Below are 11,392 nucleotides of genomic sequence, written 5' to 3'. Positions count from 1 at the left end.
TCAGAGACCCCAGCTTATGAAGTACCTCCCCCCAACTTCCACAACGCGGCAACCGGCGCAGCTGGGCCTCTGCCGAGACACGTCGTCGAAGGCCTCCACGCCTTTAACCAACGCCTTGAAGTACCGCATCCCGAGACACCTCTCTAGATACTCCGCCTCTGTGTGGACATACACACGGCTTGGGGCAAGCGCCTCGCACATCACGCCGCTGTCGTAGTAGTAGAGGCAGTCACATAGGTCTCTCGCCACGACAGCCTCCTTCTTAGAAGTCGTATACACTATGAAATGTCTACGCACGGTTGGCTCACAGTCAGAGCAGATTTTTCACGTCGATAGCGTTTATGCCCAACGCCCTGCTCAACCTCTCCACAACCTTCGGGTCCCGCCTCGCCAGCGCAGAAAGCACGTATATGATGTCTGATCTGGCGAGAGACCGGGAGATGTGCAGGTTCTGTGCTAGATACTCCACGAGGGCCTCGCGGCGCCTTCTGGCCTCCCTAGATTTAGCAAGAAGCAGAAGCCTCTGCGGGAACCCGTACTTGATAAACGGGGGTAGCCTCGGCTTGTTCTTCACCTGCGACACGCCGCCGAGGGCCAGCTCTAGCGCATACGGCAGAAGCTCCCACTCCTGCATCCTCTTGATCCTCCCGAGGAACATATCCGCTTTACTAAGGCGATCGTAGGCGGCCGCCGCCGTTTCCACGTCCTTATACACCACCGGCACTGTTTCAAGAGCCCACAGGAAGTACTGCTCCCAGTCAAAGGAGGGGTTGAAGGAGACGGCGCGCGCCTCGTCAAACCACCTAGCCCTATATACCCTATCCAGAACTTCAAACATGGATAGCTGCGGGTTCCTCTCGCCAACTCTCTTGATATCGTCTACGGTAAGCGTTTTTCTACCGCCCGACAGATACATCTGGAGGTCGTTGATGGCGGCTCTCAAATCGCCGAGGGAGGACTTGGCGATGCTTCTAAGCGCCTCCTCCTCGCACTTAGCCCCCTCCGCTGTACATATCCTCCTAAGAACTTCGACGACCTCCTCCTCCGAAAGTCTCTTTAGATTAACCACGAGGGATATATCCCTGAGAGGCCTAAACTTTGGGTCATATGGGTTGTTCGCGGTCATAACTATAGGCACCTTAGCGGTCTCCACAATCTCGACGATGGCCTCAAGCCCCCCCTCGTCCTCCTTCACATGGAGGCCGTCTACCTCGTCAAATAGCACAAGCTTGCCCTCGTATCCGAAGAGAGAACTCTCCTTAAGCCCCCTCCCCACGACCAGCTTTATCCTCTCCCCTGTCCTTATATCGCTTGCGTTAAGCTCAATGAGCTCATACCTAATCTCTCTAGCAAGTGCGTGGACAACGGTGGTTTTGCCAATCCCCGGCGGCCCAGCCAGCAATACGGCCTTTGCCTCAGCGACCTCCTTTTCTCGTTTCTTAGCCCAGCGGGCGCAGAACTCCTTCGGAGCTCTAAACCTCGCGCAGATCCAAGACGCAAGGAGAGTCTTGGCCTCCTCCTGGTTTACGATTTCCGAAAAGGCCTTTGGCCGGTATTTTTCAACCCACGGGATCCCCATCACCTCTTCTTGGTCGGGGCAGCCCCAGGCTTGGCTCTCTTGCCTATGGAGCCGAGTTTTGCAAGTAGATACGCCATCTGGATCTCCTCGTCAGCCCCCTGAGTCAGCCTGTAGTCAACATCGGCAAGCAACTCCGCTATCTCGGCCTTTAGATCGTCGTCGAGGGGCATACGGATAAGCTCTCTCTGGAAAGCCCTTATGAAGTCCACGCCCGCCACGCCCTTTATGTACATAAGCTCCCTTAGCTTTTCTCTGGCCTTCAGATAGTCGCCCCCAAGCGCTAGGTTAAACAGCTCGAGGATGTCGGAGGGCTTAACCGCGGCAGCGGCGGCTGCAACAGCGTTTGCGTCTACGACCTTGTTCGTCGCCGCGGCGACCTGGAGCAGGTTTATCGCCTTCCGCATATCGCCCTCGGAAAGCTCGTAGATTAAGTCCAGAGCGTCTTCTCCAACCTCTATACCCTCCCTCTTGGCGATGTATTTCAACCTCTCCGCCATCAAACTCCGTGGCATGGGAGAGAAGCGGAACACGGCGCATCTAGAGATTATGGGGTCTATGATACGTGAAACGTAGTTTGCCAGTAGTATGAATCTTGTGTTTTGTGCGTATATTTCCATTATTCTTCTGAGGGCTTGTTGGGCGTCGCTTGTCATGTTGTCTGCCTCGTCTAGTATGACTAGTTTGAAGGGGGCTTTGATTGGGGCTGTGCGGGCGAACTCCTTCACCCTCTCCCGTATCACGTTTATACCTCTCTCGTCTGAGGCGTTGAGCTCCAGCGTATTCTCACGCCAGTACTCGCCGTAGAGCTCCCTCGCCAAGACAAGAGCCATGGTGGTCTTCCCAGTCCCAGGAGGGCCGTAAAACAAGAGATGCGGCATATTACCACTCCTCACAAACTCCCTAAGCCGACTCTTAACCTCCTCCAAATCCACCACCTCATCAAACGAACGAGGACGATACTTCTCAAACCAAAACAGCTCCGCCATGAACCTATGTAGAAGGCGGTTAAAAACAGTTAACGCGACGCGGCGGCAATACGCTCTAGCTCTTCGCGTTTTCTAACCGCATAGCTCTTGGGGTCGTTCGCCGCAGCTGCCACCAGCTCATCTGCGAGACACTCCTCTATTGGCTTCGGGTTGTTGAAGGAGCATGCCCTTGCGCCTTCTGTGATCCACCTAAGCGCGAGGTCTAGCCTCCTCTGCGGCGATACGTCGACGGAGACGGAGTAGGCGATACCGCCCATGATGATCCTGGTGATCTCCTCCCTAGGGGCAGTGTTGACTATGGCGTCTATGAACACTTGGATGGGGTTCTGCCCAGTTTTGTAGTATACTATATCGAAAGCCCTTTTAACTATGTTATAGGCCTTGTGCTTCTTGCCGGCGTTTCTGCCGGGCCTCATCATGAGGTTGATAAGCCGCTCCACGATAGGTATCCTCGCCTTTCCAAACCTATAGTTCTGGTAGCGGCCCTCCGTGTGAGGCAACACCACGGGCTTGAGACAGATGTATCTGCGCAGGCCCGGGTCCCGCACCACGACGTTCTCAAAACTCCATTTGCCAAACAGGAGAGGAGGCTCGCCGTTAATCGTCTTTACATCCCGGGGGCACTCCTCCACTATTGGGACATCGCCTACATATTCCACGCGGCTGTACTTCGGAAGCTGCTCGCCGAAGATGGTGGACGACATACGGCTACGGCAAAACAACAGCTTTAAAAAGCTTTACCCTGGAGACGTAGCGCAGATAGCCCTCATTTTTCCGTCAGAAGCCTATTTACGACGTCTGCCGTTGTTCTGTACCGCCCATCTAGGGCGGTCAACAACCACCTGTATACCTCGAAGTAGGGGATGCACTCGGCTTCCGCTATCTTCGTCGCCACACTTAGGAGGTGGGACGGGGAGCACTCGACCCTATACTTCTCCCCACGCCAGACCACAGTGCACGTGCCCACATGGGTATGACCTATGTTTTAGATATTACCTATATGTACAGAGAGTGTGGGTAGGGGTAGACTGGAACTAATTCATCCTTAGTCTCCACTTCGTGTCGCAACGCCTCCCCCCGAAGCAGTAGCCTAGGTACTCAACAAGCCCCTCCCTCCTCATCTTGGCCAAAACCGCAGTGACCGAGCGCCGCTTTACGCCTAACATCTTAGCTATATCGGCGCTGCTGAGCTCGCCGTATTCCCTCAACAGGTTTATAATCTGCTCAACCAACTTGTTTGCCGTGATGTCGCGCATGGGATATATAAACCGGCAGGTATATATGCCTTTTGTGCTTCATTGAGGTTGCCGATGAGTGAGGTCAGAGGTGCTGAGAGGTGAGGAGTGGCCTAGCGACGAGGTTAACACCCTCATCGCCGCCACAGCCGCATGCGAAAACTTCGCCAATTCTCCGAAGTACGCCAGAGCCCTCCTTGCCAAATGCGGCGGGACTGGCCTATCGGGCTCTCCGTCGTACCACACGGCGCATGTCCCAAGCCAACACACCTGGAGGTAGTACAACACGCCGTCTTCGAGGTCGTACTCGGCCTCGGCCTCGAACAGCCCTCTTTTGACGTAGATGTACTCCCCAACGGGGGAGCCGCCGCGCTCTATAACGCTCTTCTTAACTACGAGCCCCCGGCGGCGTATCAACACCACGGGGATCTCCGACACGTACACGTCTACTGTTAAGGCTAAAATGCCAATATACAAGAGTACGCAAGACAGGGGTATTATGATGAAGACGGGATATGACGATGAGTGAAGAGGAGAACCCAGCTGACCTACAGAGTTGGTAGGTAGGTCACCGGCACAAGCGGCTCCTTAACCTGGCCCTTCACCACTATGCCGACCTTCGGCACTATCTCCACCTCGTATATGCCGGGATGGACAGGGCTCCAGCGCATCTTTCTAACAAACATAACTCTTTTGAAAGCGCCGTCGCGAGCCTTGGCGATCCCCATTATGAACACGCCTGTGGCTAAGAACTCCTCCACGCCGTATCTGCTTATTGCGCCAGAGCCAGATGGTATTTCCGTTGTAATTATGTTGGTGGTGCCTATCTCACGCTCTATGCTCATGACCAACACCCTTATGTACTCCCTGAGCACCTGCACGTCTTTATCAAGCGACACGAGGGGGGCAATCGGGTCGATCACAAGCCTCTGGGCGTTGAGCGCGGCGACGTACTCACGTATGGAGGCCACTAGCGATTTGGCGATGGCCGTCGGATCCTTCTCTCTGATGCGCTCAACGATGTCCATCTCAGGGACGAGGACCTCCAAAAGCCCCTTTGCTCTGAGCTCCTCTATATCCCAGCCGAACCTCCTGGCGCCCTCCACGAACTGCTCGTAGGTCTCGTCCACCGATATATATATCCCGGGCTCCCCGTATTTCAACGCCCCCTGTATGAGGAACGTCAACGCAGTTAAGGTCTTCGCCGTGCCGGTCTCGCCCGAGATGAGGTAGGTCCTGCCTCTTATGAATCCGCCGCCTAGAACCGTGTCAAGGCCTTCGACGCCCGTAGGCACCGTCTCGTAGTACAGGTGGTACTCGCTCACACAGCGCTACGGGGTACGTATATAAAAAGCTATCACTGTCGCTCTAAAGGGTACGTAGTTATTTAAAGGCAGGCGCCTCCACGTTTGGTGAAAAGCGTTGTTGAAGAGAAGATGAAGAACTTGAGCAAGCTACGGGTGTACATGCTTGTCGAATCCACTGGCCCGGACATCAGCGGCGAGATAGGTAGCTTCTTCTCAGAGGCGCTTATAAGGCCTATGGAGGTGAGGGCTGGGGGCCTCCACATAGCTGTGACCTTCCTCTGGAGCCTCCTCAACAGGGTGGCTAAACAGCTTGAGGAAGCCGGCGAACAGGTAGTGGATATGGAGTTCGGCCGCGGCAAAACCACGATTTTGACAAAAAGCGGGTACGTCATAAACATACTGGTCAAGGTGAGGCAGAACCAGTACGTCTCAGAGATAGAGGGCGTAGTCGACGTCGAGGAATCGCCGTTTAAGATCGAGGACTTCTAACCGCAGTCGTTAAACTAGGCACAGACACCATAGTGAGATATCCCGGTAGGTTGTTTCACGCTTGGGCCCGAGGGATGTTGCCAAGGCTTTAGCCACGCTGGCGGGGGATCCTTCTGCCGTCTCCCACTACCCAGTATTCCCCATCGCTTCTGCGCTCCAGCTTAAATATGGGGACCTCGTGTTTAACTCTCTCCAGGGCCTCGCGCGCTACTTTAAAGGCTGTGTCGCGGTTTACTGCCGAGACGAAGACGTAGACGGTGTTATCGCCTGGCTTAAGCGAGCCGACGAGGTGGTATATCTTCGCCTCTAGAACCCCCCTCTGGTTTTTCGCCCACTCCTCGATTTCCTTTATTTTCTGAGAGGCGTAGGGCTCGTACGCCTCATACTCCAGCGTGTTCACCTCAGCCCCGTCAACCTTCCCCTTCACATATCCCACAAAGATAACGACGCCCCCGCCGCCCAAGGGGGCCGTCTTCTCTATGATTTTCCTCACTTCGTTGTTTAAGTCCACTGGGCTATTTACAACTCCGCCGCCTCCGCTTACCGGCGGCATAAACGCCACCTCATCGCCGTCTTGCAGGACGTATGTGCCGTCTACGGCTCTTCCGTTTACCAATACCAACAGCTCTTCTCTGAAAACCTCCGCCCTGGGGTACATGTTGAAAAACCAATCGATGACTTGGGCCAGCCTCGCCCCGTCTTCCATAGAGAGCTCCTCCCTGGCCTTGCCCGTGATGTCTCTAAGCGCTGAGAAGTACTTCAGTACTATCCGCATATACTCAGCCCCGTCATCAAGATAAAAACATTGAACAGGTCGAAATTTAATAACCAGCGGATGTTGGGGGGCGTGAAATTCGACGTGGTTGTGGTGGGGGCTGGTCCGGCAGGTTTGGCGGCGGCATACAGGCTCGCGCTGGCGGGCTTCAAGGTTGTGGTTCTTGAAAGAGGTAGAGAGCCGGGGGCGAAGTCCCTCTACGGCGGCCGGATATACACATACTGGCTCGATAGGTACCTTCCGGAGTTTCGCAGAGACGCGCCCGTAGATAGGTGGGTTAAAAAAGAGCGCGTGACGTTTCTCGTAGAAGACAAGGCTCTCACGCTGGAGTCTACGGTGGTCGAAAAGACGAGCTTTGTGACACCGCTTACGAGCTTTGTCTCATGGATGGCCCGACTTGCCCAAAACGCCGGCGCTAAGATCGTGACCGAGATCACCGTCGATAGGCTTGTAAGAGATGATCGGGGGAGGTTCATAGGGGTGCAGTCGGGGTCTGACGTGCTCTACGCGGACTACGTAATCGATGCCGAGGGGGTCAACCGCTTGCTTCTGGAGAGAGCCGGCGTTGTGGAAAAGCTCAAGCCTAGTCAGGTAGCCCTAGGGGTTAAGGAGGTGTGGAAATTCGGAGATAGGAAGATCTTAGAGGAGCGACTCGGCTTAGCGGAGGACGAAGGAGTGGCGTGGGCCGTGGCCGGCCTCCCATCGAACTATCTACCAGGCGGGGGGTTCATCTACACCTATAAAGACGCGATTGCGCTTGGCGTTGTGATATACCTAGATAGTTGGGAGAAGCTGGATACGCCTGTGTACGACCTAGTGGAGAGGTTTAGGTTGCATCCATATATCTCACCGCTTGTCAGAGGCGCGACGTTGTTTGAATACGGCGGCCACATGACGCCCGTGGCCGGCATCAACATGGCGCCTCCCCGCCTTTACTACGATGGACTGCTGGTGGCGGGCGACGCCGCAGGTTTCTTGTTGCACACTGGCGTGTTGATCAGAGGCGTCGATTTCGCCGTGGCCTCCGGCATACTTGCAGCAGAGGCAGTGCGAGAGGCCCGTAGCCCCTCTTCGGAAGACCTCTCCATATACGAGAAAAAGCTGAGAAATAGCTTCGTGTTGCCTGAACTAGAGAGGTTTAAAGAAGCCGATAAACTCCTAAGCGGACAGTTCCTCTTCAGAGACCTACCTCTCTTTGCCACAGAGGCGGTTCACGGCTATTTCAACGTGGGCGAGAGACAGAAGACGTCGTTTGAGGCCGCCTGGGACGCCTCGAAGAAGACGAGGGTAAACATGGCGCGGTTGTTTGTAAATATGTTGAAGGTCGTGAGAAACCTATGACGATGAAGTACCTAACAGTCGAGGAGAGGTTAAACGCAAATGTCTGGGACGTCGACGTATACAGGCCCCATATAAAGATAAGAGACCCCGCCCTGTGTAAGAGGTGCGAGAAAAAGCCGTGTACCTATATGTGCCCGGCGAAATGTTATGTGCAACAGGGCGATGGCGTAGTCCTCAGCACCGAGGCTTGCGTGGAGTGTGGCACATGCCGCGTCGTTTGCCCATACGACAACATCGATTGGGATTATCCAAGGTCTGGGATGGGCATCTGGTATAGAGAATCATGAAGATCGTCGTTTTGGTAAAATCGGCGGTTCCCTTGACCTCGGCCGTTAAGGTGGATCCGAAGACGGGATCCCTCATAAGAGAGGGGGTTCCCCTCTCTGTAAACATGTGGGATAGAGACGCCGTTGAGCTAGCCCTTAAGCTGAAGGATAAATACGGCGGGGAGGTCGTAGCTGTGTCTATGGCGCCTCCAACGGGGATATCAGGTCTAAAAAGTTTGATAGGGATGGGCGTAGACTCCGCGTTGTTGGTTACAGATAGGGCGTACGCGAGGGCGGATACGTGGGCGACGTCGTATGTGTTGGCAAAGGCGGTAGAGAAATACGTGCCCGACTTCGACTTGGTCGTTGCCGGCGAGGAGAGCACCGACGGCGCAACGGGTCATGTGGGGGCACAGGTCGCGTACTGGCTCAAGTTACCCTACGTCTACTATGTCTACGACGTCGAGGTCAAGGGAAGAGCGGCCGTTGTTAAACGATTCCTCGAAGATGAAGGTGTAGAGGAGGTATACGAGCTGGATCTACCTGCCGCAATATCCGTGCTAAAGAGGTCGCAGGTGCCTAGGGAGGTTAGGCTAAGCTACAAACTAGACGCGGAAAGCCGCATCAAGGTTGTCACGAACAAGGAGTTGGGGCTTGAAACAGAGTGTGTAGGTTTACAGGGGAGTCCGACGATAATAGCCAGGGTCGCGGAGTCCCTCTACCCGCCGCGGCGGAAGGCTCTACTACAAGGCCAGCCAAGAGACGTGGCGAAGAAGCTTGTTGAAGTCCTCAGGGAAATCGGCGTATTAGAGCTATGACCTGCACTCTCTGGCCACAGATCAACAAAGAGGAGTTCCGAGGAGTGTGGGTCTATCTGGAGAGAGATGGCAATAGGCTGAAAGACGTCGGGCTCGAGTTGCTGGGGAAGGCTAGAGAGCTTGCTGGGAAGTTGGGAGACGTTGAAGTAGGCGCGGTATTGATCGCGGGGACTGAGGAGATGGCTCGGGAGGCTATATACCACGGCGCTGATAAAGTAGTCTTAGTCGAGGGTCCGCATCTCGACGTCTACTCCCCAGTGGAGTACGGAGAGGCTGTGGCCCAAGTCCTCTCGAAGTACAAGCCGGAGATCTTCCTGGTCGGAGCCACGAAAAGAGGTAGAGAGCTAGCGCCATATGTGGCGGCCCTTCTCACCACCGGCATCACAGCCGACTGCACAGCGCTAGACGTGGAGCCAGAAACCCGGGATTTGCTCCAGATAGCGCCCGCCTTCGGCGGCTCCCAGATAGTCACCATAAAGACGCCACAACGGCGTCCTCAAATCGCAACTGTGAGGCCAAGCGTCTTTCCGAAGCCGCCCCGCGACGTCGGAAGGAAGGGAGAGATAGCTGTGGAGAGGGTAGAGGTCAGGAGGAGGACGCGCCTTCTCTCGGCCGAGAGAAGGGTGGGGAAAGACATCGCTGATTTGCCCCCCGTTGAGTCCGCTGACGTGGTTATAGGCGGCGGCCGAGGAGTCGGCTCCGCAGAAGGCTTTAAGATGCTTACAGAACTCGCGAAGTTGTTGGGGGGAAGCCTAGGAGCGACTCTGACGGCGGTGCGGGCGGGCTGGGCGCCTGAGTCGCGGCTAATAGGACAGACCGGGAAGGTGATCAGGCCCAAGTTGTACATCGCCGTTGGCGTAAGCGGCGCAGTTCAACACCTCGTCGGCATCATAGAATCCAAGGTAATAATAGCAATAAATCCAGACCCGCAAGCGCCAATTATGAACTACGCCGATTACGCCGTAGTAGGAGACTACAGGGAAATAATCCCCCTCCTCATAGAGGAGCTTAGAAACGTCAAAACGCGGCAACCCGAACCCCCGTCTCAGAAGTAATACCACTCCTCACGTCTTAGGCGATCGGGGTCCTCATCACCACCTGCGGTTGTCTGTCTAGGTTTAAATCTTTACGAGACGTCGGCGAGTCTGGAAATAAGGCACCACCGTGTACAGCTGAACAGGAAGACTACATAGTGTCGCTGGAGGCTCTGATGGTCACCATCTTGGCCAGCTCGGGCAGCCGCATCACTACGGCGAGGAGCCGGAAGCGCAACAAGGGCAACGCTGAGGAGAAAGACGTGAAGAAAGACGTTCTGACGCGCACAGTCGCCGTCACACAGAGCTGGATTTAGAAGCATGCTGAGTGAGATCATACGTAAGGCTAGGGAGAACGCGGTGTCCCCGTGGCAAAAGTAAACCCGCGGGGGACCTCCTCCTCCTGCCCGCGGTGTGGTGGGGGGCTTGTGAGGGGCTCTGCCCCGAGGCGCCTCCTCTGCCCCCGTTGCGGGTGGGAAGGAGGGAGGGACGTAGCCGCCGTTATAAACATCGAGAGGAGGGCACTCGAGGAGGGCCGCGTGCCGTCCGGCCCCATGCCCGGTGGCCCCACGCCCGAGGCATCGTGGCTACCCATGACGGCGGGGGCGAGGAGAAAGTCCCTAGGCGCAACAGCCTAGGGACAAACGGTCCTCATTACTAATATCAAACTGCTGAACGTACTTATATATGTCGCCACCCAAGTGGGTACATGTCTGTTAGAGCCCTGTTCCCTAAGGGGAAGGAGCCCCGCTACGCGTTTGAAGTACTCATAAAAACGCTTCCAGAGGCCACGCTTAACTTCTCCCAAGACGGCATAACGCTAAAAGCGCTGGACCCCACGAAAACCGTGCTGTTCGACCTCACATTCCACGCGGCGTCTCTAGAGGACTATGTGGTTGAGGAGGAGACCAAGGTAGGTCTCATATTTACAGCGGTAAAAGACGTGATTAAGCGGGTGGGGGCCACGGAGAAGCTGGAGCTTGAGGTGGACAGAGATAGGAACAGATTCTCCATATATGTCTATCCAAAGAGGGGGAAGGAGGTCGGCTTGGTGAGGAGGTTCTCCTTCCCCATAGTGCAAGTATTAGAGGAGGAGATTCCGGAGCTCTCGGCGTCCTTCGACGCCGTCTTTGAAATAGATTCGTCGGTGTTTGACGATACGATATCAATGATAGAAGAGGTTTCGGACTGGGTACAGATAACAGTGGCTCCTGACAAGGTGGTGTTTAGAGGGGTGGGGGAAGGCGGAAAGGCAACAGAGACCGAGTTGACCTCAGACAGCGAGTCCGTGTTTAATATATCTGTCGCAGACACGGCGTCTTCTAAGTATAGCGTGGAGATGTTAAGAGACATAAGTGGAAAGATGAAAAGCTTGTCAAAACGCGTAAAAGTTGAGATGTCTTCTAACAAGCCACTTAAGTTAACATATGAATTTACGACAGGAGTGTTCTCATCAGTAGTGGCGCCCAGGGTAGACTAGAGTTATAAAGAAAATCCTCAGCTACTTCGATGATGTAAGCTGGTATTGCTGAGATGTGAAGATCGACACCAAAGCTGATGTT

The 11,392-nt window shown here is 55.0% G+C and carries 17 protein-coding genes; 8 read left to right on the top strand and 9 right to left on the bottom strand.

Going from position 1 to position 11,392, the window contains the following annotated elements; genetic code table 11:
- The 8 genes from TNEU_RS10160 to TNEU_RS10125 all read right to left on the bottom strand — a co-directional run bounded on the left by TNEU_RS10160 (position 1) and on the right by TNEU_RS10125 (position 5,125).
- A complete protein-coding gene (locus tag TNEU_RS10160) occupies positions 1-297 on the bottom strand; it encodes a DUF3195 domain-containing protein (protein WP_012351343.1) in 297 nt (98 codons plus the stop codon).
- 13 nt (positions 298-310) lie between these two features.
- Positions 311-1,579, bottom strand: coding sequence for a replication factor C large subunit (locus tag TNEU_RS10155; protein WP_012351342.1), 1,269 nt, complete (start codon positions 1,577-1,579; stop codon positions 311-313).
- Entirely contained in the window at positions 1,579-2,565 is a 987-nt protein-coding gene (locus TNEU_RS10150) for a replication factor C small subunit (RefSeq protein ID WP_012351341.1), read from the bottom strand. Before TNEU_RS10150 ends, TNEU_RS10155 begins: the two co-directional genes overlap by 1 nt.
- A 29-nt stretch (positions 2,566-2,594) precedes the next feature.
- Complete coding sequence (locus TNEU_RS10145) at positions 2,595-3,269, bottom strand: 30S ribosomal protein S7 (protein WP_012351340.1); 675 nt, start codon at positions 3,267-3,269, stop codon at positions 2,595-2,597.
- A 62-nt stretch (positions 3,270-3,331) separates the two neighbouring features.
- Positions 3,332-3,532 (bottom strand): hypothetical protein, encoded by a 201-nt coding sequence (locus TNEU_RS10140; protein ID WP_012351339.1) that lies wholly within the window; start codon positions 3,530-3,532, stop codon positions 3,332-3,334.
- A 67-nt stretch (positions 3,533-3,599) separates the two neighbouring features.
- Positions 3,600-3,821 (bottom strand): helix-turn-helix domain-containing protein, encoded by a 222-nt coding sequence (locus TNEU_RS10135; RefSeq protein WP_012351338.1) that lies wholly within the window; start codon positions 3,819-3,821, stop codon positions 3,600-3,602.
- Between the two features lie 39 nt (positions 3,822-3,860).
- Positions 3,861-4,244 carry a hypothetical protein gene (locus TNEU_RS10130; protein ID WP_245521961.1) on the bottom strand — a complete coding sequence of 128 codons (384 nt, stop codon included), beginning with the start codon at positions 4,242-4,244 and terminating at the stop codon, positions 3,861-3,863.
- Positions 4,245-4,348: 104 nt separating this feature from the next.
- Positions 4,349-5,125 (bottom strand): ATPase domain-containing protein, encoded by a 777-nt coding sequence (locus TNEU_RS10125; protein WP_012351336.1) that lies wholly within the window; start codon positions 5,123-5,125, stop codon positions 4,349-4,351.
- Between the two features lie 87 nt (positions 5,126-5,212).
- Between TNEU_RS10125 and TNEU_RS10120 the strand changes: the two genes are divergently transcribed.
- Positions 5,213-5,596, top strand: a complete 384-nt coding sequence (locus TNEU_RS10120; RefSeq protein ID WP_012351335.1) for a hypothetical protein — start codon at positions 5,213-5,215, stop codon at positions 5,594-5,596.
- Between the two features lie 88 nt (positions 5,597-5,684).
- On the opposite strand, the gene TNEU_RS10115 is transcribed toward TNEU_RS10120, so the two are convergent.
- The gene (locus TNEU_RS10115; RefSeq protein WP_012351334.1) at positions 5,685-6,371 is read right to left on the bottom strand and encodes a molybdenum cofactor biosynthesis protein; all 687 of its coding nucleotides are present in this window, start codon (positions 6,369-6,371) and stop codon (positions 5,685-5,687) included.
- Between the two features lie 72 nt (positions 6,372-6,443).
- Between TNEU_RS10115 and TNEU_RS10110 the strand changes: the two genes are divergently transcribed.
- The 7 genes from TNEU_RS10110 to TNEU_RS10085 all read left to right on the top strand — a co-directional run bounded on the left by TNEU_RS10110 (position 6,444) and on the right by TNEU_RS10085 (position 11,310).
- Positions 6,444-7,712, top strand: a complete 1,269-nt coding sequence (locus TNEU_RS10110; protein ID WP_148682453.1) for an FAD-dependent oxidoreductase — start codon at positions 6,444-6,446, stop codon at positions 7,710-7,712.
- The gene (locus TNEU_RS10105) at positions 7,709-7,999 is read left to right on the top strand and encodes a ferredoxin family protein (RefSeq protein WP_012351332.1); all 291 of its coding nucleotides are present in this window, start codon (positions 7,709-7,711) and stop codon (positions 7,997-7,999) included. The genes TNEU_RS10110 and TNEU_RS10105 overlap by 4 nt, the downstream gene beginning before the upstream one ends.
- Positions 7,996-8,796: an electron transfer flavoprotein subunit beta/FixA family protein gene (locus TNEU_RS10100; protein ID WP_012351331.1), complete on the top strand. Its 801-nt coding sequence runs from the start codon at positions 7,996-7,998 to the stop codon at positions 8,794-8,796. Before TNEU_RS10105 ends, TNEU_RS10100 begins: the two co-directional genes overlap by 4 nt.
- Complete coding sequence (locus TNEU_RS10095) at positions 8,793-9,851, top strand: electron transfer flavoprotein subunit alpha/FixB family protein (RefSeq protein ID WP_012351330.1); 1,059 nt, start codon at positions 8,793-8,795, stop codon at positions 9,849-9,851. The genes TNEU_RS10100 and TNEU_RS10095 overlap by 4 nt, the downstream gene beginning before the upstream one ends.
- A gap of 155 nt (positions 9,852-10,006) precedes the next feature.
- On the top strand, positions 10,007-10,147 hold the full coding sequence (locus TNEU_RS10360) for a hypothetical protein (RefSeq protein ID WP_187146725.1): 141 nt from the start codon (positions 10,007-10,009) through the stop codon (positions 10,145-10,147).
- A gap of 51 nt (positions 10,148-10,198) precedes the next feature.
- Positions 10,199-10,468, top strand: coding sequence for a transposase (locus TNEU_RS10090; protein WP_245521960.1), 270 nt, complete (start codon positions 10,199-10,201; stop codon positions 10,466-10,468).
- A 71-nt stretch (positions 10,469-10,539) separates the two neighbouring features.
- Positions 10,540-11,310, top strand: coding sequence for a DNA polymerase sliding clamp (locus tag TNEU_RS10085; protein ID WP_012351329.1), 771 nt, complete (start codon positions 10,540-10,542; stop codon positions 11,308-11,310).
- Positions 11,311-11,392 lie beyond the last annotated feature (82 nt).

It is taken from the genome of Pyrobaculum neutrophilum V24Sta, from assembly GCF_000019805.1.
In the GTDB taxonomy this organism is placed as follows: domain Archaea; phylum Thermoproteota; class Thermoprotei; order Thermoproteales; family Thermoproteaceae; genus Pyrobaculum; species Pyrobaculum neutrophilum.
Note: the sequence above shows the minus strand (reverse complement) of the source record. Positions and strands in the feature narration are given on the sequence as shown.